This window comes from Bacillus suaedaesalsae (assembly GCF_016890225.1).
GTDB classification, from domain to species: Bacteria; Bacillota; Bacilli; order Bacillales; family SA4; genus Bacillus_BS; species Bacillus_BS suaedaesalsae.
Window position 1 is genome coordinate 85,866 of record NZ_JAFELM010000013.1, and the last position, 24,741, is coordinate 110,606.

The following is a 24,741-nucleotide window of genomic DNA, read 5'->3' on the forward strand; positions in this document are numbered from 1 at the left end:
TCAACTTCATAAGTCAGTACATATTTTACTTGATTTTCCCTTTTTTTTGAACCGGGCTCAAGTTTCTTATCAAATTTTAAAGGATATTCCCAGTAAATACCTAATAAAAATACAAGTGAGAGAAATATGGGAGTGATACGATGAAGAAATGGATGGTATATGCACTTCTTGGGTTAATTCTTTTAGTAATCACTAGTGGCTTCATTATTATTCAAAATGATGATGTTTTACCTGTTTTTAATCAAGAAGATAAAAGACCAATTCAGAAACCGAAAAGTAATGTTAAGACAGAACCAACTATTAGCTCAGCAGAAAAGGAGTTTATATCCAATCAACACGATTTTTTTAATGAGACAACTGGCTGGGGAGAAATCGAGTCTTTACAGTGGAAGAAGCAAAAGGAAAATGCATCTGGAATTATTGACTTTTTATCAAACACAGAACTAAGCCCGAAACTTCAGTCTGATTTCACAGCTATACAAGAACTTTCTAAACTTGTTGCTGATGGAGAAACAGATAAGAAGATAGTTTTATATTTACATAGACTTTTTCATGATTTAGACATTGAAGTAAACGGCTATCGTTCTAAGGATTATTTTGAAGTAACGGAAGTTGGAAATGGTGAGAAGAAAGAGGTTGTAACAGAGCTTATTGAAAAAAAAGAATAATAGTGTGAAAATGACGAATTTTTGCACCTGAGATGCTTATTCAAAAGTTTGTGCTGCATTTTGTGCGACGTTTGTATTGATAAATCTACTGTGAAGACTGTTAGAAGTATCAAAATAATATCTTTATTGAATTTTGTTAGAGAACTATCACTACGAGTGTATAATTTGTACGGAAAACCCGTCAAACTATTCTTCATACAAAAAGCCTTTGGGGCATCCCCCCAAAGGCTTTTCCATTTTAGGAAGCTGTCACTTCTACAATATAATTAGACCGTTCCATTGCTTTGGAATAGCAATGCAGTGAAGTTTCTTCGTTTATGTTTAATTTTTCACTATAAATTGTAAACTGCTCCCAATTACACGTTTCAAGAGATTTCATTAATGAAAGTATATCTGTATATACATTTTCTTCTCCTAAAAGAGCTTCCTTTACTTCTAGCGAAAACGGTAAACCTTCAATTGCAATTTCCATCGGACGATGTAATAAAACATCAATAATCGAAAACATTCCAAGCATGAATAACTCTGAACTATCTATCCCTAGATAGTCTGATAAATTTTCCCCCATCTTTGCTCGAGTTAGTGATAAGTGAATAGCTTGATCAGGAATGTCCTTTGTTAAGCCAGATAACGAAATGACGGTTACCCATTTTCTCACTTCTGTTAATCCTAATAACACGATTGCTTGTTTAATAGAGGTCACCTTTCGTTTCATTTCATAAGATGCTGTATTAATCACTTTTAAAAGCTTATACGATAGTGCAACATCTCTTTCTACCAAGCTCGTAACGATACCTATATCCGGATCTGGCTTATTAATCTCTTGAATAATATCAAAGTGGAAATGTGAATAAACAGGTACATCATCCGCTTTAATTAATACCGGTTTACTAAAGAAATAGCCTTGAAAAAGGTGATAACCCAACTTAACAGCTAAATCAAATTCTTGTCTAGTTTCAACCTTTTCAGCCAATAGTTTAATTTCATACTCCTTTGATAGTAGTAAAAACTTTTTATGTTGTTCAAAGGTAGCTTTAGGGAACTCAACCTTAATAATGTCTGCTAGTTTCACGAGTTCAAAATATTTATCTTCATAAATAAAATCATCTAATGCAATAATGTAGCCTAGCTTTTTTAACTCTTTGATAGACCGGATGATTTCTTCAGTCGGTTCAATGTCCTCTAGAATTTCTACAACTACATACTCTGCAGGAAAATACGTTGGGAATCCATTTAACAAGAGGCTTTCTGTGAAGTTTATAAAGCACTTTTTTTGCTCTGAAACTTTATCTACTCCAATGGTTATAAAGCTGTTCACCAATACATCAATCGTGGCATTGTCTCCGTCAAAGTGATTGTAAAAATCAACTTGTCCATTTCGATATAACAATTCATAACCGTATAAGTTTTCATTTTTATCAAGTATTGGTTGCCTTGCTACAAAACCTCCATGAAAATCCCCCTGATGCATTACTTTTTCACATTATACTAAAACAGGAAAGGTATTGATAGCATTTTTTGCCAAGTTTTAGACATAAAGAACTATGTTCTAATGGTTATTTTGTACTAATTATCGATTTTTGAAACTCTAACATAAGATTCTAGGAAATGATATAAACTAGATTTATCCAACAATAGGAGACCTTTAGATGCTAACATACTCATCAAGTAATAAAACTGTGACATGCAAGAACGAATTCTCTCTTCCTTCGTCAACAAACGATATTGCCTGGATTCATTTCCATCCAACTAATTCGGAGCAATTTGAACCGTTTATCGAGCAGTTGGACATCCATCCACTTGCAAGGAAAGGGCTACAGGAATTTAGTGACATCCCGAAGATTGACGTTTTTAAAAATGAGGCAATTATATCGATTATTGCTATTCAAGAGGACTACACACGGGCAAAAATCACCATTTTAGTCGGTCACAATTATGTCATCTCAAAAGTTGAGAAGGACCTTCAGCTTGCTAAACATCTAGAAAAACCGTTTATTGACAATCCAGAAAGCATGTCTGATGTTGGAATGATCTTGTTTCACATCTTCGATCAAATAATATCACAGGATTTGGAGGTTATTGATCATATTTCTGATGAAATTCAAAACCTGGAGAAAAAAGTGTTTAAAGACCCCTTCGAAAACAAAATCGCAAGAAGTGTATACCGGTGGAAAGCAACATTACACGAATTAAGACAGACGATTGAGGCGCAGGAAGATGTAATGGAAACGATTAGTTCTGATACATTTCCCTTTGCAAGTGAAGAGTCGAGTTATTTTATTAAAAGTCTTAATAACAACTACTCTCGAGTCGTTAGTGCGCTGGACACATTTAAAGAAAGCTTAAACAGTATATTTAATTTACAATTGACGCTTAAGGCAGATCATTCAAATACGATCATGAAAACTTTGACCCTTGTGAGTGTTATTTTTATTCCAATGACATTTTTAGCAGGTTTATATGGGATGAACTTCGAGGTTATTCCTGAGTTAAAGTGGGATTATGGCTATCTCTATGCCCTTGTGTTAATGGTCATAACTGGACTTTCCATCGCATTTTATTTCCGTAAAAAGGGATGGTGGGGAAAGGGTGAAAATAAATAGGTGGACCTCTAGGAATTACGAGGCCCACCTACTTTTATTATTTTGTTAATGTATTTGTTAATACTGGAACCACTTGTTTTTTTCTTGAAACAACACCTTTTAGTGTTGCTGTGTTGTTTTCTAACGACACTCCAAATGCTTCTTCTACTGCCTTTGCTTTATTACCTAGTGCAAGTGCAACAGAATCGTTAGTTAAGATGTCTGTTACAACTAATAAGAATAAGTCTAAGTTTTTCTCATTAATAACAGTCTTTAACGCACCTTCTAGTTCAGCTTGACGAGACATAACATCATTTGTATCAACCGCATTCACTTGTGCAATTTCAACTTTTGATGCACCCATTTCAAATTCTTTAGAATCTAAAGAAATGAGCTCAGCAATTGTTTTATCTGATAAGTTTGCTCCTGCTTTTAGCATCTCTAGACCGTAAGCATCTGCATCCACTTCAGCAAGACTAGCAAGCTCGCGTGCAGCAGCTATGTCTTCTTGTGTACAAGTTGGTGATTTAAATAGTAACGAGTCAGAGATGATAGCAGAAAGCATTAAACCTGCAACTTCCTTTGAAATTGCAATACCATTTTCTTTGTACATTTTGTTAAGAATTGTCGCTGTACAACCAACTGGCTCTGCACGGAAGTATAATGGATCACTTGTTTCAAAGTTTGCGATACGGTGGTGATCAATTACTTCTTTAATTTGTACCTTTTCAATGTCAGAAACACTTTGTTGACGCTCATTGTGGTCAACTAAAATAACTGCGTTTACTTCATTGGAAACTGTTTCAACTAAGCGTGGTTCAGTTGCTTTGAAGTAATCTAATGCATAGCGTGTTTCTGCATTTATGTTACCTAAACGTACTGCTTCAACATCTTGTCCAAGTTTTGTTTTTAAATCAGCATATGCAAGAGCTGAACAAATTGAATCTGTATCTGGGTTTTTGTGTCCAAAAATAAGTACCTTTTCCATTGTGACGACTCCTTTTACTTAAGTATCATTCCTTTAAAGAGGAACGGTCATTTTTCACTTTACCAATTGTCAGTATATCAGTAAGAGATTTATTTTTCTATATCGTTGCTGTGAGTTCGAAAAAAAAGTGTCAAAAGGGCCTGTGTGTCAGTTACACAGGCCTTTTTACGATTGCCAATTCTTCACGCAACTCCAGCGGTAGACGTTGAATGGACTCATTTAACATGAGTAGTTTCGCCTCAATCCGATGTAGCAAGTATAGGGTTACAATAATCGGAAACCCCACTTCACTAATATACGGTAATAGCTGCTCCATATTTTTCGACTCCTTTCGACAAAACTCGGGTAGTGACAGGCACCACTCCTATTTTATATATATCTTTTTTGCCCCAATTTGGGGTTGGGGATTTGGGATTATAAAAAACCTCTAAAAGACAAATGTCTTTCAGAGGTTGTAGGTTTTTTGGTATATATTTTAGTGGGAGTTGAGTAGAAGTGGGCTGATGAAGCCTACTACTATCATTAATACTCCACCGATTGAGAGTAGACCTGGAAAGAATGGTAAATAGGCACCTGCTTCTGGATTTCGGTCGTTAAGCTGTGCCCAAATTAATCCCATAAATCCAAATGCCATACATATTGCACCAATCGTTACGATTGCTTCGTAGTTCATTATATTCCCTCCTTACTTACTATATATATCTTATCAGAATACAGGAGGATTGATTGCGAACTTTATGTGACATTTATCCTAATAAATTTTTTCCAAATAAACTTATGTACAGCCCTGGAGCTACTTCGATATCCTGCAACAAAGTGAAGTTATGTTTTATGTATAAGTTTTTAGCTGGTGTATTGTCTTTACCCGTTGACACTTTAATACTTTTATTCGATATAGCTTTTTCTTCAACTGCAAGAAGAAGTGTACCTGCTATTCCTTTTCGAAAATGATGAGGGTGGACAATCATGCGACAGATTGTTAATTCCTGATTTTCAACTGTGTAGGAAATTGCACCTAAGAGCTTTTCGTCCTCAAGGTAAGCCATAAATTTCTCACCGCATTTTACAAGCTGTTCAAACGTTTCAACGAGCGGTGGTATTTCATAATAATTAATCAACTTTGCTTCAATTAGATAGGAAGCTTTCTGCATTTCATATAGCTCTTTTGTTTGTTGATCATAGCCTAGTGTTATATCTTTTATCATAGATCTTCCTCTTTTCACTAGCTGTTTTCATAAGGAATGTTACTTTGCATAAATAATAAATCTCTATAGAGTAATGGAGCGGAAGACACTTGACTCCTGCGGGAAGATGAGAAAAGGTCTCTGGCCCCACAGGCGAAGCCGGGGAGGCTCGACTTTCTCCCCGCGGAAAGCAAGTGCTGCAAGTGGAGTGGAGCGAAAAATAACCAACTAAAAAACAAAATATGCGAAAACAGCCATTAATAATCATTCTTATACTACTATGTGAGTAAACTAAGGATAAGCCTAACCCCTAGGAGGAAAATGATGAAACATTTATATTTAAATGTGCTTGCTTATCTTATCATGATAGCTGTAAATATCGCAGCAGAAACAATCCCTATTAATGAGCAAACTACTGGAGAAATATCTAATCGACTTCCTGTGTTTATTCAGCCTGCTAATTATGCGTTTTCAATCTGGGGATTCATTTATGTATTGCTTGCTATTTGGCTATTATATTCGTTCTTTCCTTCTCGGAGAAGTTTACCTATTTACAGTGAAACAAGTTTGCTATTCATTGTTAGTTGTCTTTTAAATAGCTTGTGGATCATTGTTTGGCATTATGAATTATTTCTTCTTTCTGTTGTGGTCATGCTAAGCTTACTCGTCACGCTTCTCCTTCTTTATCGTAAACTTACCGTGCTGATGACACAGGAATTTGAACGAGTTCCTTTTTCCGTTTACTTAGGTTGGATTATCATCGCCTCACTTGTAAACATAAGCTATTACCTTGTTTATATTAACTGGGATGTATTTGTTTCAGCTCAAGTAATATGGACAATTGTTTTCTTGTTTTTTGGTTTTGCGATAGCCTTGAGTTTTAGAGTGACGTATTTAGATCGTTGGATTCCCCTCGTCATCAGTTGGGCATATGTAGGAATCGGGATTAAACAATTTAACAGTAACCCTTTCTTATCATATGTGGCCTTTGGTTTAGCAGGTGTTCTCCTGATTAGTTCTATATTTATAAAGAAGAAAAGCTTTTAAAAAATTGGATACGTTACTTCATTTTCTATATTAAATAATAGTTCATCAAGCTTCTCTTTTTGCCAATCTAGTAATTGGTCGTGATTCCATTTTTCTTGAAAAAGTTGATATAAAAATATATCTCGGATTTTTAAGAAGGTTGGAATGTGCTTGATCATTTCATCTGATAAAGTGTTTTGATGTTTGTACCCATCTAAAAAGGAATGTAAAAAATCCTCTCCAAATGTTTTCCATTCTGGATGCCATGACGTTGACTGCCAGTACGCATGATAATAAGAAACAGCAATATCGTGTGCAAACCAATAATAGGAGCAATCATCAAAATCAAATAGCGTTATATCATTGTCATGAACAAAGAAGTTCCCTTGATGTAAATCAAAGTGAACGAGACCAAAGGTGTCCTTTGTTACTTCAAACGAATCTAATTCCTTTAACAGTTTTTCATATTTCCCCTTGATTGTTCCTTCTAGTTGAAATTGATATAAGTCACGATTTTGCTTACTCCAAGTTGGTCGATTTTTTGAAATTGGGTAACTTTTTGAAGCGTTATGTAATTTCCCAACCGTTTGCCCCCACTTTTCAAAAAAGCTTTTGTTCCATTGTGCAAGGTCATCGACGTGCACGTGGCTTCCGTTTGCTTTATGGAATGCTGTTACATAAAAATCATCCATCATTTCAATTAGATTACCATTTATAGAAGGGATTGCACCTGCAACAGATATGCCTTTTTCAGACAAATAGTGAATCCATTGCAATTCCTCTTCAATCATTGCATAACTTCTTTTAGTCATGGATGTAACTCTTAAGATTCGTTCTTCCCCTGTAGATTCATAGGAATAAACAAGATTTTGAAATCCGTCAGTCATTTGTTTTAGTGAATCTTTATTTATGTTATATAACCGAATTAATTCCTTTTTCACTTTTAACATTTCTCCTACCTTTTACATCTTGAACCATAATGACAGCCACAATAACTAGAAAAATTCCAACATACTGAACCCACGTTAACATTTCGTTAAATAGTAGAAAACTTAATATCGAAGCAACCACTGGCTCTATTGTTGCCATGATGGATGCACGGCTTGATTCAACTGCTGTTAAGCCTTTCGTATAGAAAATAAACGATAAGGTTGTGGACAATAACCCAATTCCGATGCCATACATCCATGCTTCTTTAGAAGAAAATAATAAAATAAAGTTACTTACATCGCTGAATGGTATTACAGCAATCGCAGCGAAGATAAATGTATATACAGTTACCGTTAATGAATCATATTTTGCTAATGCTTGTTTTCCAAAAATCGTATATAGCGCATAAAAGAAACCTGACCCTAGCCCTAGTATCATTCCGTACAATGTAATAGCTGATTGATTTGTAGGAAAAATACCAACTACAAATGAACAACCTAGTAGTGTTAACACCAAAGCCAATACTTTCATTACTGTGAGTGATTCCTTAAACAGCAATCTAGAAAAGAGGGTAACAAATGCAGGTGCTGTGTAAAGTAAAATTGTTGCAATGGAAATGGACGTTTCTTGGATCGCGTGGAACAAACACCAATTAAAGAAAACAAAACTAATAATACCCGTACCGACAAAGTACTTGGAGTCGGTCATATTTATTTTTAATAGGTTACGATTTTTTATTACTATGTAAATAAGCAAAAATAACGAGGCAGAAACAGCACGTATCGTGACAACTTGCGTTGGAGTAAAACCAAGCTCATAAAGCTTTGTAACAAAAATACCGATGATCCCCCAAAATACAGCTGCTATGATGATGAATACATAAGCTAATTTTTGATTCACACACAATTCCTCCTTATCGTTCAAATCATAGCAAATATTTAGACAATTGAATACAATGAACGAAAAAATAGAGCTAGCGTGATGATGAAACGCTAGCCTTTGTCTATTAATGAAACGATTTCCAAAACAAGCCTTCTTTATATAGGATTGTTTCAAGTTGAGTGTAGGGTATTTTAAAGGTTGGGAATCCCGCTGCATAAGGCACTATTTCATATGGTAAAAAGTAAATGTACAACGCTTCTTCTGAAACATAAAATGGTTGATCAGGTGAAATACCTTTATATGCATCTGGAAAAACGTACGAATATTGTTCATCTGTTTTTATTTGTTCCTGGATGATTGCACTTAGTATTGTTACGTAATCGCTGTTTTCTTTAAATAGATCCTTTAATTGATAAAAAACGCCTGTTTGCAAATCAATGTGAGGAAAGACTTTTGACGGCATTCCGTGTGCTGCACCAAAAGGGTATATATAAGAGTGTAGCTCTAAAACAAGTAATTGCTTTTTGAAAAACTCAATATCAAAGTCAGCCGTATACTCAGAGTTTGCTAAATTCTCTTCAGACTCCTTTGACATTGATAGATTTCGAAGTTGTTGATTTACTTGCTTTTCAAGAACATCAGATTGCATACCTTCTACTTGAGGATAGTAAACGAGATAGTTTTGATTTGGTCTGAACTTTCCCTCTAATACTTTGTATTTTCGAGACAGAGGAATGACGGTGTTTTGTTTCCAAATTTGTTGTCCAGTTAGTGTGTAGTACGAAATTCTAAGATCCACATTGGCCTTTATTATGTCACCTTCAAAACTTAGTGTTCCACTTCCCTTTAAAATCGGCAAGCTTTGTACGACTTTGCCACTTCGGTTTATAAAAAAGGTAGATTCGTTATTACTAGCTGAAGCAAAGCCTTTTTCGTATGGAAGTACTTGTGTAAATTCAAAGTCGGTTAATAGCGCACCTCTAGATGTTGCAACTGCAAACATTGATCCACGAAATGGCTCATCTTCCTGAATTGCTTTACCGACTGCTATTCTATTTTCTCCTAATAAATTCACATCATTATAGATTGGTTGTATGACGTATTTTCCTTCTATATTAATTACACCAAATTTATTCGTATAGTCCTCTGCTACATTTACGACAGCTAAGCCATTTTGAAATGGTTGAAAGCCAGAATAAGTTGGTGGAATCATCACGTTTCCCGCTAAGGTCATTACACCAAACTTTGCATCATAGCTATCTACTTCCTTAAACGCAAGAAATCCTTCACCTTGCATGCCGACAAATGGATAGTTGTACGTTTGTTTGACAGCACCTTTTTGATCAATCAGCTTGAAATTTCTTTCCACTGATTGAACAATCGCCGTCATATTTTGAAAATTATTAGCCGTTTGGTATTGAGCAGGGATAATTTCCTTCCCACTGAGATCTAAGTACCCATACAAAGATGTATTATTTTTCATAATGGAAAAGACTGCTCTTGATTCTTGATATGTCCTGATATACGTATACGGTTTGGAGGTGAGTAATTTTCCTTGTTCATTCATAACGAAAGAACCTTTGTCATTTACGACAATCGCACGACCCTCTTCAAAATCAGATATAGACCAGTAACTTGGCTTAACAACAAACTTGCCGAACTCGTTTATAATTCCATATTGACCATTGACCTCTACAACTGCAAGTCCGTTAACTTGAAAATCCATTGCATATTGAAAAATAGGTTGAACAGCAAACTCACCTTTTTTATCTATATATCCCCAAAATGTGCCTTTCGCTGTTCTTACTGGTGCTGGAAATAACATCATTCTTCTTTTCTCCATTTACAGTCTCCTTTAGCCTATCTAGTCTAATTATCTTATGGAGAAAGAATAATGATTGTGCCGAGGTTTTTTGGATGGATTAAGTGAGTTTTTGCAGATCATTCGTGTTGTGTTTTGGATACATTCGAACGATAGGGATCTAAAATAACTCTTAGAGAAAATTTTCCGATGTGTATCTGTCCGATTTTTCAATGATATCGTCGAATTTGAATAGTAAGATACTTTGGGCTTTACTTGGCTAGCGCCAAGTATTTAGACGAAGGCAATTGCCTTAGTTTTACTTATGCTTATCAGAATTATGGAGATAAATTCTGATAAGCCGAAAAAAAATCCCCTGCATTACGCAGGAGACCTAATTATTAAAATGTTTTGATTTCACTCTCACCACGTAAGCCTTGAAGAATAAGAACAACTTTATTTTGTTCTTTCTCAGCAATTGTTTGTTGCTTGAGTTGTTCCTTCACGTCTTCTAGAGCTGGCGCTTCTTGATCAGAATTTTTCATCGATTCTTTGTATTTTTCATATGAAGCTTGAATTTCAGCATCTGTTACGTTAACTTCTCCAATATTCTTATCTAAATATTGAGTAATCAGTAGATCCTTTTCAATTCTTTCTTTTAAGGACTCTTCCGTTAACTTATTTTCTTCTAGAGCATCTTTAAACTTCTTTTCATCATCGAAGTTTGCTTTCATTTCCTCTAGCCTCTTATCAATGTCTTCTTTTGAAATTGTAATCTTATCTTCTTTTGCTTGTTGGAATAGAAGTTCAGTATTAATTAACTGATCTATCACTTGCGTTTCCATTTGCTTTTTAGTCGCTTCATCCATATTTTCTTCAGTCATACCTTGCATTGCGTACATTGCCTTCGTTTCCTCTAGCAAAATATCATATTCAGAACGAGGGATGTCGACCCCATTAACAGAAGCAACAGCTTCCTTCTTGTCGCCGTCCTTCGCTTTCTCTTCCTTATCACTATTACATGCACCTAGTAGCATAATGCTAGTAGCGACTGCTACTGCAGCAAAAAAATTCTTCTTCATTTTGCTAGTCCCCCTTCATCGGTCAGTTGCCTTCATTCATTTTAACATATGAAGAGTGGACATGCATCTCTTAAGAAAATTCGACAATATTCGGGTAGTGACAGGCACCGCAGAGTATTTCAATCACCTCTTCATTCGGACCTTGGTAGAATGCTGTTTTCCATCCGTTGTGCAAGGAGAGTGGTCCTTCGATTGGATGAAGCCCGTTTAATGAAAGGTTTTCTAAAGCTTTTTCGAAGTCGTTTACTTCCCACGCAAGGTGAATGGTTCCTTCTATCGGTGTAACATCTTTTGCTTTTATTAGCTCAATCTTAATTTTCCCCTCCGCGCTACTCATAAAGCTTATTTCTTCTTCATTTAATGTGAAGCGATATTCAACATCGTAGCCAAACAGTGTGTAAAATTGTTCTGATTGCTCTAAATCATTTACAAAAATTCCGATATGATGGGCTCTCATTGATTGTTCTCCATCGGAATAATTAAGTTCATATCACCGAATTCATGCCATAAATATTCTTTTTGAATTGCTTCTCGATACGCTGACATCAGCTTTTCTTTTTCGATTAGTGTGCTCAACAGATCCAAGTGACTTGCTTCTGGTTCATGCATACCTGTAACAAGTCCATCTACACATTTTAATGGAGTTCCTTTTTTAATATAAAGTGTTGTGATTCCTTCACCAGATTGAACAAATCCACATTGGTCGGCAACAGTTTCAATTGTACGAACGACAGTTGTTCCGACTGCGATAATTCTATTACCTTTTTTCTTTGCGTCATTAATAATTCTCGCTGTCTCTTCTGGGATATTATAGCTTTCAGGATGATGACTTGGCACCGGCCAATGGTCATTTCCATAGTAACTTAACCCAGCGTGTAGCTGTAAAAACACTACTGATACACCTTTTCGCTTTAACTGATTGATTAGTTTCCACGTAAAGGCACGACCTGCAGAGGGCATTTCAACTGAACCAGGTACTGATGCATACACCGTTTGATAAGCATCCAGTGGCCAAGGCGTTTCAATATACTCATAGCGTATAGGTTCACCATACTGATAGAACATCTCATAAAGTCTTTGACCAGATACACTAAATCGAATCATCAGAAGTGGAAGCTCGCTACCTTCCCCCTCAATACATGCAGTAATCCCATTTGAAAAATCAATTTGTTTATCACTTGCATACAGTCCACCAACAATTAAAACTTCCCAACTGTCATTCGTCACTCTTCTCGATAAGCGCACTTCAATATCACGTTTCCCTTGCTTACCTTTTAGTACAGACGGAATTGTACGACTGTTGTTAAGGACTAAAACATCACCCGCTTTTATAAACGATACTAAGTCATGAAACTTCTGATGAATTGTTCGGCCAGTCAGACTGTCTAACACCATTAATTTCACATCATCACGAGCTCTGCCTGACACTTCTATCGGATGATTCGCATTTAAATTATTTGGGACGTTGAATAAGTTTTTTGTTAGTGCCATCACACTTCACCTCTGACAAATTGTTGTGCTTGTAAACGACTCCCATTAACCCCTAGTGCATCACTGGAAGCTAAATATAAGAACACATCAACTACATTTTCTGGTTTTGCTAGCTCGTAATCGCAATTTGGAACCGCGATTTCATGCATCTCTGTGTCCATTTCCCCCGGGTCGACCATATTCATTCGTACATTAGTGTCTTGTAATTCCTCTACCCACGTTTGTGTTAAGCCTTCCACCGCGAACTTTGATATTCCGTAAACTCCCCATTCAGCAAACCCTGTCCTTCCTGCTTCAGACGTTACATTAATGATTGAACCGTGGTCTCTCGTGATCATTCCTGGCAACACTCGCTTCGTCACTAGAAACGGATTCAGAACATTAACACGTAATACTTCTGCAAAATCAGCATTCGGAAAGTCTAACAGCAGTGTCGGGCCAGGTCCAAAGATTGAAGCATTGTTAATTAACACATCAATTCTTCCAAAAACACTTTCTACAACCGATACAAAACGATCAACATCTTGTTCATTTGAAGTATCCGCCTTCACTGCAACCACCTCTGCTCCAATCTCCTCGAGCTCGTTCTTCACTTCAACTAATTGATCTTCACTTCTTGCACAAATGGCCAATCGATATCCTTTCTGTGCGAATGCAAATGCTAAAGCTTTCCCTAGTCCTTTTGTAGCACCAGTAATCATGACAACTTGGTTTTCTATTCTCATATCCAAATCTCTCCTTTATTTCCACTTATTACTTTAAGTATAAGAAAGCAGAGAGGTTATGAAATCGTAGAAGAGCATGAACTTTCCTTCCTTTCATGGACTGATATTCTCTACACCTTTAGTCTGAGAGGGTTATTAAAGAAAAATCGACAAATTCCGGGTGGTGACTGGCACCATTCTGTTATTTATTGGATAATATAAAAAAACGTTATTGACCCGTATCTTTTTGGTGGAGGTATTCGTTTAAAGGGTAGAGACGTGCTGAAGGAGTGAATTTTGTGGAGAGTAATGTGAGATCGCCCAAGAGTGTGGAGCAACAGCCACAGGTTTTGGATGAGCGTATGATGGATTTGTATCCGAAGCTTCAAAAGTATTGTCAGTTTCTCACTCAGAGTAAGTGGGATGGAGAGGACTTGGTGCAGGAGTCTTTGTTAAAGGCTTGGTCTCATTACCGCAATGCTCCTGAATTGAGTCATTCTTTAGTGAACAAGATGGCTTATAACCATTGGATTGACATAGTGAGGAAGCGGCAAAAAGAAATGCTATTGTCTGAGGTTGATTCTGAGCAAACAACAGATGATACAAATCAGGCAGAGATTCGCTTTGATATCCTCACAAAACTACTATCAAATCTAACACCAAAGCAAGTTATGGTTTTAACGTTGAAGGAAGCATTTCTCTTTCAGAACAATGAAATTGCTGAAATTCTACACACAACGGAGACCTCTGTTAAAAGCATTTTACACCGTGCAAAGCAACGGCTGAAAAATGAAGAGTCTACTCACCTCATGCCGTATTGGGATGATGAGGAATTAAAACAGATAAAATTCATTTTAAATGAATCGTTGTTAACTCAAGACCCAACAATTCTCATTCAATCAATCCCATTTATTCGCTCGTTACAAAAGGAAACAAAAGCACCTACATGCTCTATGCAAAAAACACGACGTTCTCTATCTCCTTCAAGCATTGTCTACATGGCGGCGTAAAGCCAAGGAGGCATTTTCAATGAATACAATTCCTTATGTTATTGAACAATCAAGTCGTGGCGAACGATCTTATGATATTTATTCAAGACTATTGAAAGATCGCATCATCATGATTAGTGATGAAATTAACGATGCTGTCGCAAACAGTGTTGTTGCTCAATTATTATTTTTAGCAGCTGATGATCCGGATAAAGACATCTCTCTTTATATCAACAGCCCCGGAGGCTCCACGACAGCTGGTTTTGCTATTTTTGATACGATGCAATACATTAAGCCAGATGTCAGAACGATTTGTACAGGAATGGCAGCATCATTCGGAGCAATGCTTCTCCTAGCTGGGACAAAAGGTAAACGCTATGCTCTGCCTAACAGTGAAATTATGATTCATCAGCCTCTAGGAGGAGCTCGAGGTCAAGCAACGGAAATTGAAATTTCCGCAAGACGCATCCTTAAACTTCGTGAGCATATAAATGAGATTATCGCAGAACGTACCGGCCAATCAGTTGAAAAAGTAGCAACCGACACAGATCGTGATTATTTCATGAGTGCGGTAGAAGCGAAGGAATATGGAATTATTGATGAAGTAATTAAGTCCAATAAATAGGAACAAAGCTCGTCCACTAGGGCGAGCTCTCCTTATAGCTGAAACTTTTCTTTAATTATCTGGGCAACTTCTTCAGCACTCATGTTTTTATTGTTTATTCGGATATAATTCTCTTTCTTAATCTCACCTTCAAGTGAGTTTAAACGATATTTGTCCATTGATTTAAGTAAATCTTGTTCAGACCACTCTAGATTTCGTTTAGACGGTTTATGCTCTAACCGATGAGCCGTTTTATTTCGTTCTAGTCGTTCATCCACATCTGCCTCTAACTCTACAAAAAATACAGTAGCCCCGTTTGTTTCAAAGAGATTACATACTTTCTCTACATAATCCCAATCTCCTTGCTGATTAAAGGCCCAAACAAATGTAAAAATCATCCCATACATATCACTTTTCGCAGCAGCTTCAAATATCTCCTGACGAAATAAATTAACCAGTCTTTTGCCCTCTTTTGTCCCATAATCAAAAAATGGTGTAACTAAATCAATTGTCATATGATTATGAAACAGTTTCAAATCTGTAATCTTCTCTAACTCATGTCCAACCGTCATTTTCCCAACTGCCTGTGGACCAAATACTAATATAAATTTCATATATGTATCCCCCGTGTTTTCTATATCTCTTCTTGATATATCTTTAATTGCAACGGTGTATAGTTCAAAGTAGCTTTAAACTCTTCGAGGCTTTCAATATTATCAAAATACTCCTCGATTCCTTCTTCAGTTTCAAAGTACCATTCTGTTGCTTGTAAGTCTTGTAGCTCTTCCATTGGTTCGAATGTAAACTCACAGTGTAATTGCTCCATATGTGAATATTCGTCTCCTTCATATACCGTAAACTGCCTTACAAACTCAAGACAAAAGAATGTGTCTTCCTTCAATCCACACTGAAAAAGAACTTCAACATCATCTTCATCTTCAATCGGCATTTGAGCAAACCTTTTAAACTCTACCCAAACTTGTTTTACATCTTTCGTATTTTTCATTTGGTGTTTTAAGTAATTTTCTGCATTTCTTACTGTTAGCAATATGCATTCATCCCTTCTATCTTTATGCTATATCTATATATTCTCTTAAATTAACATGAAAAATCACTATATCCTAAAATTAGATAAATACCTCAGAAACTCCTGCTGGTTTGTATGCTCGTACTTCATAATCGCGTATGTACATGCTTCCGGCAATGAAATTTGATGACAAGGAACTTCTACTAATCTCCCTTCTAGCAATTCTCTTCGAACCGTTGAAATCGGTAAAAACGATACACCTAATCCTTCTGCGATAAATCTTTTCGTAATATGGACTTGTGACACTTTCATCATTCTAACGCTCGGGTACTTTGTTTTGATTACACGACTCAATGAGTCCCAGTAAGCAGGATGGTTATGTGTGAGTAAGTAAGAGGATGTTAAAATTTCTTCTTCATCATAAGGTGGTGCGGTCTCTTCATCTCTTCCATCATGAGGTGCAACTAAAATGACACGGTCTTTAAATAAAAGCTCAGAGATGAGTTGCTCATGATTACCCGGCAAGCAAGATAATCCTATATCAACCTCTTCCTTCAACACTGCTGCTTCAATATCAACTGACTCAATAATTTTGACTGAGATTTCCACTTCTGGATGTTGATTTAAGTACGTTTTTAAAACGAAAGGTAAAATGGTGTCTGCTATAAGTGGAGAAATTGCAATCGTAAATTTAGTTGAGTAGCCTTGAGTATATGCACTTAAATCTTCAAGACCCTCCTCATACGCTTTCATCACTCGTTTCGAATGAATTAGGAACTTCCTTCCTTCTTCAGTTAGCTTTACCCTTTTTCCTTCCCTAAGAAAAAGGTCTACTCCTAACTCTTTTTCTAGCAATTTTATATGAACGGTAACAGAAGGCTGTGATATAAACAGTAATTCTGCCGTTTTTCGAAAATTTCCAGATTCAGCTGCCGTAATAAATGTCGTTAACCAACTAAATTCCATACCCTCACCCTAATTAAAGTTATTAAACGTTTCATTTAAGATAATTTAATTTTGTTAATTACAAATAGTGTATATGATAAAGACAAATGATGGAAGGGGAGAAAATGATGATACAGCCTGGTTTAAAAGGAGTCATCGCAACCGAAACGAGTATTAGTCATATTGATGGTGAGAAGGGTTTACTCATTTATCGAGGTTATGAAGTGAATGAACTAACAGAACATTTCTCATTTGAAGAGGTAGCCTATTTATTATGGTATGGGGAATTACCTTCAGAAACTGAATTAACTTCTTTTAAAGAGGAGTTAAAGAAACAACGCAATCTATCATCATATTTAAAAAAGATAGTAGATTATCTTCCAAAGGATATAGATATGATGAGTGTACTTCGAACTGTCATTTCCGCTGAAGGTACTTTGCAATACGGTTGGAAGCCAACTATTACACAGTCAATTAAGCTCACCTCGATGATTCCGACAGTTATCGCATATCGAAAACACTCAGTCGATCAAACAGCATTTATCGAGCCACGTCTTGATTTAGGTCATGTGGAAAACTATTTATATATGTTAAACGGAGAACTGCCAACAACTGCACAAACAAATGCCCTTGAAACTTATATGATTCTTACTATGGAGCACGGCATGAACGCTTCAACTTTTTCTGCAAGAGTAACAGCTTCTACAGAATCAGATATGATTTCTGCGGTTACCTCTGCGATTGGCACGATGAAAGGACCTCTTCATGGTGGTGCACCTTCTGAAGTAATTCACTTTCTAGACGAAGTATCTTGTACTTCAAATGTTGAAAAGATAATTAGAAAAAAACTAAGCAACGGAGAAAAACTAATGGGCTTTGGTCATCGAGTATATAAAACGCACGATCCCCGTGCTGTTTCACTAAAGAATACTCTCCTTAAGCAAGTGGGTGAAGATGAGTGGCTTGACTTAGCTTTACACGTGGAAATAACGGCTATTAAACTACTAGAAGAATTTAAACCTGGTCGTGCATTATATACAAACGTAGAGTTTTATTCCGCAGCCATTATGAAAGCTATTAATATGGACCCTTGTCTTTTTACTCCGACATTCACAGCAAGCCGACTGGTCGGCTGGACAGCACATGTTCTAGAGCAAGCGCAAAACAATACCATTTACAGACCTCAGTCCAAATATGTTGGAAAACTAGTAAAATTAAATAAGAGGTAGGGACATAACTAAATAAATCATCCTCAAAGGCGAATAATATCTAAATTATTCTACCTATTAAATATTATATTTTTTTCGTATCCTTTGTTATTTATTAATCAGTTAAGCTGGAAGAACATGTTCGTTCCATTGTGCTGCAGACACTCGCTTTCCGCGGGGAGGAAGCTGAGCCTCCTCAGCTACGCCTGCGGGGTCTCAGCCTTTCCTCTACTTCCCGCAGGAGTCGAGTGTCTTCCGCTCCATTCCACTAGTTTTTATAAATTGAATGCAAAATTAAACAAATCTAAAGCAACAAAAAAAGACCAGAACTATTAGGTGAAAGATTCATTAAAATATCGCCTAATAGTTCCGGTTTATCAATGGCTGAAATACTTATGTCCCAGCCTCTTTACGATGATGCAGACCATTTCAACCCAATAACCCCCATGATAATTAGAACAATACTTACTACCTTAATGATAGACACCTGTTCTTGAAAAAGGAAGATTCCAATTATAAATACTAGCAACGTTCCTAAGCCAGACCATATTCCGTACGCTACACTCAAGTCAATTGATTTTACAGCAACTGCAAATAATGCAAAACAACCACCGTAAAAAACAAATAATAAGACACTAGGTACCGGGTTTGTTAATCCATTTGATAGCTTCATGGAAATGGTCCCTGCTACTTCAAGTACTATCGTTATTGCTAAAAGTATCCATGCCATTCTTTTATCCCCTCCTCACTTTGGAAATACTAGTACTATCACATAATCGAAGGATGTCGGAAAATGATTTCAACTAGGTTTTCACTTTTATATGTATTACTCTCTATCATGACATTTATCATTTTGTCCATGCAATATGATTCTTCATCACTTCACACTTTTGATAGCGAAATTGCTTCGTTCATTACAACGAACTTTCCAAAAGAATTACTCCCATTTTTCACTTTCATTACGGATATGGGTTCTTACGATATTACATTCCCCTTGTTAATTGTTGTTTCATTGGGACTATTGCTATATCGTAAATTTATATTGTTTTTCTTATTTATCATTAATTTCTACGGTGTTCGACATTTGAACTCAATCCTAAAGGAGTTTTTCCAGCGAGATCGTCCGCCAAGTAGCTACCATCTTGTAGACGCACATAACTTTAGCTTTCCGAGTGGACATTCTATGAACTCTATCGCCTTTTATGGGTTACTTTGTTGGCTACTATTACATATTCCGTTATTTAGACGACGTATTCCCCAATTCGTAATACTAGTTAGCTTTTCATTATTCATTTTATGTATAGGGATTAGCCGTATTTATTTAAGAGTGCATTTCCCAACTGATGTTATCGCTGGATTTCTAGCTGGTAGCGCATGGTTTATCTCACTTATTCTTATCTTCCATTCACACTCAAAATACGTAGCGCATAAATCGGAATAGTAAAATACTACTATTCCCCTTTTTTCGACTATTTTCATCGAAATATGTAGAAAAACGTAAAATCAATCCTACTTTTTGACTATTTCAATTATTCTATCAGCTATGGTTTACTCATATAAGAGAGTTCTACAAGAATCTATTAATTTATACAGTATTTTACATCAACATGATATAATGAGATAAAGTCTCAAGCACCTTTAGACAACAACCCTAATAAACATTAGGTTGAGAGGGGCCATTTGATGTCACGCGAAAATCATACAAAGCTTCCTAAGAATGGAAGCACTAACCTACTAATTGACGAGACAGATTCTACCAATGAACCCGATTTTTGTAAGAGCATTTCACTTGTTGAGGAAATCTATGAAAATGACTTTACAACACAAAAGTCTAAGTTAATAGAACTTATTACTAATTCTACTTCTTTTCAAACAAGAAGACTGGGAATGGAATATTATATCACCCAAGGTGAAGCTGAATTACTAGAATCGTTAATTGAGTCTGAAAAAGAATCGACAGACCCACTAAACCGTGAGTGGGCATATACATACGAAATTTTGTTAAAGAAAAATAAAGGCCTATTATACGGAGATCGTCTTAATGAAACTGTTCTCTCAATGAAAAGCACTTCTAAAGAAACTCACTTACTTTTATGTATTTTACATATGTTCGGTGTGTACCAAGCAGGGCAGTATGAATCCTTCTTTAAAGTAAGTGAGGCCATTTTACCAGAAGTTCAGCAAATCGAAGACACATTCATTCGGAACTCTTATGAATTACATTTGCTAGAACTTTACTGCTTTAGCCACCTTTTAATGAATCAAATTGATGCTTGTCGTAATAAAGCAATGTTTATGATTGAGAAAGCAAAGGCTAACCGATTTCCTATATCAGCCATAAACGCCTATCACAATTTAGCACACTCTTATATGTTTGAATCATTTGACAAGGCGGTTCAATATCTAGATCAAGGGCAACTACTTATTTCATTATTACCCGAGGATAAAGCCGCGAATAGACAAAGAGAACTAAATAAAACGAGAGATTTTTTACGCAGCTTGTGGAAAAAAGAACTAGAAACGACACCTGAAGATATCGTCGAGCGGGCACATCGCTATATTGTACGAGGTGAGAAAGAAAAAGGACTTCGTATACTAGATGAAATCAAAATCAAGCAAGGAAATAACTTATCTGCTTTTCAGTGGTATTACTACGCACTGGGAACTGGAAAAGAGGAGCATTTCCTGCGTGCAAAACAAATTTTCTCTGCTAAAAAGGATAAGTTTTTTATTCAAGTTTTAAAGAATACGTAATCTAAATGATTACACATCTATAGATTCACTACCTATTTTAAGCATACTAAAGGAGGATTTATATGAAGAAATTTCTAGTTAGTATGACAACTGCTTGCTTCTTATTCAGTTTTGGGAACATAACGGTGTTAAGTGACCCAGGTGAACCGATTGGAACAATTATCAGTGAAGATGAAACTGTAGTGGAAAAAGAAAAGAAAGAAAAACTGAAGAAACCTAAAAATGGTGAACCAAGGTTAGATCCAGGTGAACCGATCGGTACATAATTATACAGAAACGACAGCAACTAACTTGCTGTCGTTTTCGTTTCTTGTCACATCACGAATACAAGAAACACTTACAGTTGCCTTAAATTTAAATGTACTATCTAACACTTTTGATTAACGATTAATACGGTTAGACTATTAGAATAGTTCAAATACATGAAGGAGAATGACTAATGACTATGCTTACTATCATTATTCTCGTATTGGCACTTTCCGGTACATCCTCTATTCTCTTTATGAGTTTTCGTAATGGAATCGCTCCTACCCCGTCTTCTCCAAAGGTAGTAAAGGAACTGCTATTACATTTACCTTCTCAAAGTCCAAAATTAATTGCAGAATTAGGAGCAGGTTTTGGAACTCTGGTTTTTTCGATAGCTAAAAAGTACCCCAAGACACCTATTATTGCCTATGAAAACTCGTTCCTGCCATGGTTGTATATGAAGCTTAGACTCTTTTTGTTCCCAATACGAAATGTCACCGTGTTGTACAAAGATTTCTTTAAAGAAGATTTAACAAAGTTTGATTGTATCATCTGTTATTTACACCGAGATGGTATGATCAAACTACAGCATAAATTCTCTGAAGAACTAAGAAAGGGTACTTCCATATACACGCATACATTTTCCATTCCAAGCTGGACTGAAAAGGAAAAGTGGCAAGCTCCTGATTTGTATCGAGCGACCATATATCATTATGTAAAAGAATAAAAAAAGCTACCCATTAGGCAACTTTTTATCTATACATAATCCACTTACCAATATCAACAAATCCTAGACGCTTATATATACTTCCTGCCTCGGGATTATCATAAAACAAGCACAATGTTTTTCCTTCATCTAGTACTTCACGGAATAACACTTCCATTACATTACTAGCTAATCCCCTGCGGCGATATTCTTTTCTTGTACAAACACCCACTATCATCGCTGCCTTTGAATACTCCGCAGTTGTAGATGCACTAGCAGTGATGATGCTATTATCTTCTGTATAATATGTTCTTCCAACGTTTGACTTCATCGATTGAATAAGTATTTCTCTTGCTGAAGGTAGCAGATTAAATTCAGCGATCGACGATCTTATATCAATTATTCGATCTACATCCTCTATTGTTGCTTTCTTAACTAGTTTCTTATCATCATAAGAGCTTAGATTTTCCGTTGTTTTGCATTCCGCAAAGTATGTAACCTGCTTTCTCCCTAAATTCAGCACATTCCTCTCTTCTAATGCACGTACAATTTCTTCCTTACCTGATAGCATTATTTGGTCATCACCAGTATGTTCTTTAATAATGCTAATAAATCCATCTACATCAAAAACTCCATTTGCATACGGAATCCACGATTGATGAAAGCGAAGCAATACTGCTTTAAGTTGATTCAACTCGTCAAATTCTCCCCATAGCTCTTGGAAATCTTTGTCGTACCCAAATGCTTCAATATCCCCAAGAATGAAGAGATTCATAGAGGATTCATTTGATAAAAATGACCATATCAATTCATGATCTTTTTCTGTGAGCTTCCTTATCATGTTAGTTCCCCCTCTTACCTTTTCCATATCTTACTAAAAAGGTGTGAGAAGAACAATGATTATTTTTGTCCGATTTTTCATTATCCATAGTAAGTTAAGATTAATGAACTGAGCAAACCAAGTGCAGAAAGAAACCCTACAATCGGCCCACCTTCTTCAAACGCTTCTGGCATCATCGTTGAAGACACCATAGCAATGATTCCACCTGCTGCAAATGCTCCGATGGATGTAATTAACCATTCAGTAGAAATATCTATTAATACGTATCCGAGGAGACTGCTCATCGAGGACAAGAACATGACAACTAGCCACAAGAATAAAATTCGTTTACTTGAGTATCCATCCTTTTTCATTCCAATAGAGCTTGATAATCCTTCCGGGAAATTACTTATGAAAATAGCAATCACGATTAGCCAACTAACTGATTGATTTTCTAACAAACTAACCCCAATAATTACAGATTCTGGTATAGCATCAATGATCGTACCAATAAAAATGGCTAATCCAGAATGTCCCTCAGGGCTTGTCTTTGAGCGCTTTCTCTCATGACCACCTTTTCTTATTATGATCATCTCTGCGATAATAAAAATTGTTGCACCTAGTAAAAATCCAATGGAAGGATAAACGATTCCTCCCTCTTTTACCGCATCTGTTAATAATTCAAATGTTGCTGCTCCTAATAATACACCTGTTCCAAAAGCCATCACAAAAGCTGACACTTTATTTGATACAAATTTATATATACCCAGCAAGGCTCCAATTAAAAGTGATGACCCTGCAATTCCTCCCCAAAACGCTGCTTGTAGCATATCCTGTTCTCCTAGCTATTTTTTATATAGTATTAACCTTTTCTGCATTTTTCATGAAATATGTTAGTAAAACATGGTTACAGAACAAAAAGCTTACGGCACACCGTCTATTCAGGTAAGCAAATAGCTCGGTGAGAAGAAAAGGGTGCACTTCTCTTTTCTTCTCTCCGATTTATTTGACCTCTTGTGGGCTGGGGGCTGGAGCTGGATTAAGATCACACAACTAAGTAAGATACACTCAAGATTTTTCACTTTATTAAACTGTAAAAAAAGCAGTCCATTAGCGGACTGCTCTCACTTAACCCTTATACCACTCAATGGAAGACTCAGTAAATTCATGTTCATAGCCAAACTTTTCATAAAGATGTTTGGCCATTTCACTGGATTGTAACGTTGCAATTTTGTACCCTTCTTCTAGCGCATGCTGATGCACGACCTCTAATAATTGGGGTGCATATCCTTTTCCTCTTGCACTTTCAACAGTTGCAACCCAGTAGATTCCTACAACACCGTATGCAAATAGCGCAGAAATTGCTGCAACCGGAACACCTTTTTCATAGCCTACATAATGATGAAATAAGTCCATTGTTGAAAGATTCGCATCTGTAAATGGCTTTTCATAGGATTGAATATGAAATGTTTCACAAACAACCTTTACCCAATCGTTAAGATCGGGTTCATTATTCACTTTCTTTACTACAAAATGTTCAGGTGTTTCTTGAACAACAATATTTCGCTTTTCTAATTCGAGTGACATTCCGTACAAATTATCAGCTAGAACAAATCCGTTTAAAAGTAGATTTTCTTTTAAATCTGAAGGCTGAGATTGGTCATTCACTAAGCAGCAAAGCGCTCCAATTTTCCCGTCTAATCTCTTCTTTACTTGTTCAATTGTCTCTAGAACGATCTTTGAATTTTTTGCATTAAAATTTTGCATGAGTACGTTTTGGAAGCAAGAAAATACCCATTGAACCCCATTTTCCTCTTTGAGCAAATCCATTTTCGTATCACGTAAACTGTTAATATACAAAATCCGATTGGATATATTCGCGTCAATTACTTGTTGTTTATTTTTTTTATCTACTATTACTGTCATATAATCCTCCTATAATATTTCTCTTAATTAGAAATAGTCATCCACATTCTAAACACCCCCTTGTTACACATTTTTATAATAAATTTATTAAATGAGTCTCACTTATGGGAAACCTGGTGAGCTCCAAAGTTTCACTTATCAATCCTTGAAGAGATACAACCCCTAAATTCTACTACTC

Annotated in this window: 29 protein-coding genes; 10 read left to right on the forward strand and 19 right to left on the reverse strand. The window is 36.2% G+C overall.

The window, feature by feature from the left end; translation table 11 throughout:
* The first annotated feature begins 140 nt into the window (after positions 1 to 140).
* Positions 141 to 668, forward strand: a complete 528-nt coding sequence (locus JR050_RS02325; RefSeq protein ID WP_204201906.1) for a hypothetical protein — start codon at positions 141 to 143, stop codon at positions 666 to 668.
* 238 nt (positions 669 to 906) lie between these two features.
* Here JR050_RS02325 and JR050_RS02330 read toward each other — a convergent pair whose 3' ends face one another.
* Entirely contained in the window at positions 907 to 2,139 is a 1,233-nt protein-coding gene (locus JR050_RS02330) for an EAL and HDOD domain-containing protein (protein ID WP_204201907.1), read from the reverse strand.
* Positions 2,140 to 2,317: 178 nt separating this feature from the next.
* On the opposite strand from JR050_RS02330, the gene JR050_RS02335 reads away from it, so the two are divergent.
* Positions 2,318 to 3,271, forward strand: coding sequence for a magnesium transporter CorA family protein (locus JR050_RS02335; protein WP_204201908.1), 954 nt, complete (start codon positions 2,318 to 2,320; stop codon positions 3,269 to 3,271).
* Positions 3,272 to 3,308: 37 nt separating this feature from the next.
* Here JR050_RS02335 and JR050_RS02340 read toward each other — a convergent pair whose 3' ends face one another.
* From JR050_RS02340 to JR050_RS02355, 4 genes are all read right to left on the reverse strand, one after another.
* Positions 3,309 to 4,238: a manganese-dependent inorganic pyrophosphatase gene (locus JR050_RS02340; protein WP_204201909.1), complete on the reverse strand. Its 930-nt coding sequence runs from the start codon at positions 4,236 to 4,238 to the stop codon at positions 3,309 to 3,311.
* A 151-nt stretch (positions 4,239 to 4,389) separates the two neighbouring features.
* Complete coding sequence (locus tag JR050_RS02345; protein WP_204201910.1) at positions 4,390 to 4,554, reverse strand: YvrJ family protein; 165 nt, start codon at positions 4,552 to 4,554, stop codon at positions 4,390 to 4,392.
* Between the two features lie 159 nt (positions 4,555 to 4,713).
* Positions 4,714 to 4,911, reverse strand: a complete 198-nt coding sequence (locus JR050_RS02350; RefSeq protein WP_204201911.1) for a hypothetical protein — start codon at positions 4,909 to 4,911, stop codon at positions 4,714 to 4,716.
* Between the two features lie 73 nt (positions 4,912 to 4,984).
* Positions 4,985 to 5,443 (reverse strand): GNAT family N-acetyltransferase, encoded by a 459-nt coding sequence (locus tag JR050_RS02355; protein WP_204201912.1) that lies wholly within the window; start codon positions 5,441 to 5,443, stop codon positions 4,985 to 4,987.
* A gap of 303 nt (positions 5,444 to 5,746) precedes the next feature.
* On the opposite strand from JR050_RS02355, the gene JR050_RS02360 reads away from it, so the two are divergent.
* Positions 5,747 to 6,469 (forward strand): tryptophan-rich sensory protein, encoded by a 723-nt coding sequence (locus JR050_RS02360; RefSeq protein ID WP_204201913.1) that lies wholly within the window; start codon positions 5,747 to 5,749, stop codon positions 6,467 to 6,469.
* Here JR050_RS02360 and JR050_RS02365 read toward each other — a convergent pair.
* The 7 genes from JR050_RS02365 to JR050_RS02395 form a co-directional block, all read right to left on the reverse strand.
* The gene (locus JR050_RS02365; RefSeq protein ID WP_204201914.1) at positions 6,466 to 7,389 is read right to left on the reverse strand and encodes a phosphotransferase; all 924 of its coding nucleotides are present in this window, start codon (positions 7,387 to 7,389) and stop codon (positions 6,466 to 6,468) included. The two genes, JR050_RS02360 and JR050_RS02365, sit on opposite strands and share 4 nt — an antisense overlap.
* The gene (locus tag JR050_RS02370) at positions 7,361 to 8,278 is read right to left on the reverse strand and encodes an EamA family transporter (protein ID WP_204201915.1); all 918 of its coding nucleotides are present in this window, start codon (positions 8,276 to 8,278) and stop codon (positions 7,361 to 7,363) included. Before JR050_RS02370 ends, JR050_RS02365 begins: the two co-directional genes overlap by 29 nt.
* A gap of 106 nt (positions 8,279 to 8,384) precedes the next feature.
* On the reverse strand, positions 8,385 to 10,103 hold the full coding sequence (locus JR050_RS02375; RefSeq protein ID WP_204201916.1) for a WG repeat-containing protein: 1,719 nt from the start codon (positions 10,101 to 10,103) through the stop codon (positions 8,385 to 8,387).
* Positions 10,104 to 10,462: 359 nt separating this feature from the next.
* Positions 10,463 to 11,143 carry a SurA N-terminal domain-containing protein gene (locus JR050_RS02380; protein ID WP_204201917.1) on the reverse strand — a complete coding sequence of 227 codons (681 nt, stop codon included), beginning with the start codon at positions 11,141 to 11,143 and terminating at the stop codon, positions 10,463 to 10,465.
* Between the two features lie 70 nt (positions 11,144 to 11,213).
* Positions 11,214 to 11,600 carry a VOC family protein gene (locus JR050_RS02385; protein ID WP_204201918.1) on the reverse strand — a complete coding sequence of 129 codons (387 nt, stop codon included), beginning with the start codon at positions 11,598 to 11,600 and terminating at the stop codon, positions 11,214 to 11,216.
* Positions 11,597 to 12,634: an S-adenosylmethionine:tRNA ribosyltransferase-isomerase gene (locus JR050_RS02390; protein WP_204201919.1), complete on the reverse strand. Its 1,038-nt coding sequence runs from the start codon at positions 12,632 to 12,634 to the stop codon at positions 11,597 to 11,599. The genes JR050_RS02385 and JR050_RS02390 overlap by 4 nt, the downstream gene beginning before the upstream one ends.
* Positions 12,634 to 13,359, reverse strand: a complete 726-nt coding sequence (locus tag JR050_RS02395; RefSeq protein ID WP_204201920.1) for an SDR family NAD(P)-dependent oxidoreductase — start codon at positions 13,357 to 13,359, stop codon at positions 12,634 to 12,636. Before JR050_RS02395 ends, JR050_RS02390 begins: the two co-directional genes overlap by 1 nt.
* A gap of 278 nt (positions 13,360 to 13,637) precedes the next feature.
* Here JR050_RS02395 and JR050_RS02400 point away from each other — a divergent pair, with 278 nt between their 5' ends.
* Together JR050_RS02400 and clpP are read left to right on the forward strand one after the other, a co-directional pair.
* A complete protein-coding gene (locus tag JR050_RS02400; RefSeq protein ID WP_204201921.1) occupies positions 13,638 to 14,348 on the forward strand; it encodes a sigma-70 family RNA polymerase sigma factor in 711 nt (236 codons plus the stop codon).
* A complete protein-coding gene (gene clpP / locus JR050_RS02405) occupies positions 14,329 to 14,952 on the forward strand; it encodes an ATP-dependent Clp endopeptidase proteolytic subunit ClpP (protein ID WP_283244041.1) in 624 nt (207 codons plus the stop codon). The genes JR050_RS02400 and clpP overlap by 20 nt, the downstream gene beginning before the upstream one ends.
* A gap of 32 nt (positions 14,953 to 14,984) precedes the next feature.
* On the opposite strand, the gene JR050_RS02410 is transcribed toward clpP, so the two are convergent.
* From JR050_RS02410 to JR050_RS02420, 3 genes are all read right to left on the reverse strand, one after another.
* Complete coding sequence (locus JR050_RS02410; protein WP_204201923.1) at positions 14,985 to 15,545, reverse strand: AAA family ATPase; 561 nt, start codon at positions 15,543 to 15,545, stop codon at positions 14,985 to 14,987.
* Between the two features lie 20 nt (positions 15,546 to 15,565).
* A complete protein-coding gene (locus tag JR050_RS02415) occupies positions 15,566 to 15,979 on the reverse strand; it encodes a hypothetical protein (protein ID WP_204201924.1) in 414 nt (137 codons plus the stop codon).
* A 66-nt stretch (positions 15,980 to 16,045) separates the two neighbouring features.
* Complete coding sequence (locus JR050_RS02420) at positions 16,046 to 16,924, reverse strand: LysR family transcriptional regulator (protein WP_204201925.1); 879 nt, start codon at positions 16,922 to 16,924, stop codon at positions 16,046 to 16,048.
* 107 nt (positions 16,925 to 17,031) lie between these two features.
* On the opposite strand from JR050_RS02420, the gene JR050_RS02425 reads away from it, so the two are divergent.
* On the forward strand, positions 17,032 to 18,132 hold the full coding sequence (locus JR050_RS02425) for a citrate synthase/methylcitrate synthase (protein ID WP_204202034.1): 1,101 nt from the start codon (positions 17,032 to 17,034) through the stop codon (positions 18,130 to 18,132).
* A gap of 388 nt (positions 18,133 to 18,520) precedes the next feature.
* Here the strand turns inward: JR050_RS02425 and JR050_RS02430 are convergent, their stop codons facing one another.
* Positions 18,521 to 18,841 (reverse strand): DMT family transporter, encoded by a 321-nt coding sequence (locus JR050_RS02430; protein WP_204201926.1) that lies wholly within the window; start codon positions 18,839 to 18,841, stop codon positions 18,521 to 18,523.
* Between the two features lie 63 nt (positions 18,842 to 18,904).
* On the opposite strand from JR050_RS02430, the gene JR050_RS02435 reads away from it, so the two are divergent.
* The 4 genes from JR050_RS02435 (at position 18,905) to JR050_RS02450 (ending at position 21,838) form a co-directional block, all read left to right on the forward strand.
* Positions 18,905 to 19,552, forward strand: coding sequence for a phosphatase PAP2 family protein (locus tag JR050_RS02435; protein ID WP_204201927.1), 648 nt, complete (start codon positions 18,905 to 18,907; stop codon positions 19,550 to 19,552).
* A gap of 242 nt (positions 19,553 to 19,794) precedes the next feature.
* A complete protein-coding gene (locus JR050_RS02440; protein WP_204201928.1) occupies positions 19,795 to 20,865 on the forward strand; it encodes an AimR family lysis-lysogeny pheromone receptor in 1,071 nt (356 codons plus the stop codon).
* Positions 20,866 to 20,927: 62 nt separating this feature from the next.
* Entirely contained in the window at positions 20,928 to 21,131 is a 204-nt protein-coding gene (locus tag JR050_RS02445; RefSeq protein ID WP_204201929.1) for a hypothetical protein, read from the forward strand.
* Positions 21,132 to 21,304: 173 nt separating this feature from the next.
* Complete coding sequence (locus JR050_RS02450) at positions 21,305 to 21,838, forward strand: methyltransferase (protein ID WP_204201930.1); 534 nt, start codon at positions 21,305 to 21,307, stop codon at positions 21,836 to 21,838.
* 25 nt (positions 21,839 to 21,863) lie between these two features.
* Here the strand turns inward: JR050_RS02450 and JR050_RS02455 are convergent, their stop codons facing one another.
* The 3 genes from JR050_RS02455 to JR050_RS02465 all read right to left on the reverse strand — a co-directional run bounded on the left by JR050_RS02455 (position 21,864) and on the right by JR050_RS02465 (position 24,563).
* Positions 21,864 to 22,658, reverse strand: coding sequence for a GNAT family N-acetyltransferase (locus tag JR050_RS02455; protein ID WP_204201931.1), 795 nt, complete (start codon positions 22,656 to 22,658; stop codon positions 21,864 to 21,866).
* Positions 22,659 to 22,738: 80 nt separating this feature from the next.
* Positions 22,739 to 23,467: a ZIP family metal transporter gene (locus JR050_RS02460; RefSeq protein ID WP_204201932.1), complete on the reverse strand. Its 729-nt coding sequence runs from the start codon at positions 23,465 to 23,467 to the stop codon at positions 22,739 to 22,741.
* Between the two features lie 298 nt (positions 23,468 to 23,765).
* Positions 23,766 to 24,563 (reverse strand): GNAT family N-acetyltransferase, encoded by a 798-nt coding sequence (locus JR050_RS02465; protein ID WP_204201933.1) that lies wholly within the window; start codon positions 24,561 to 24,563, stop codon positions 23,766 to 23,768.
* Positions 24,564 to 24,741: the final 178 nt, after the last annotated feature.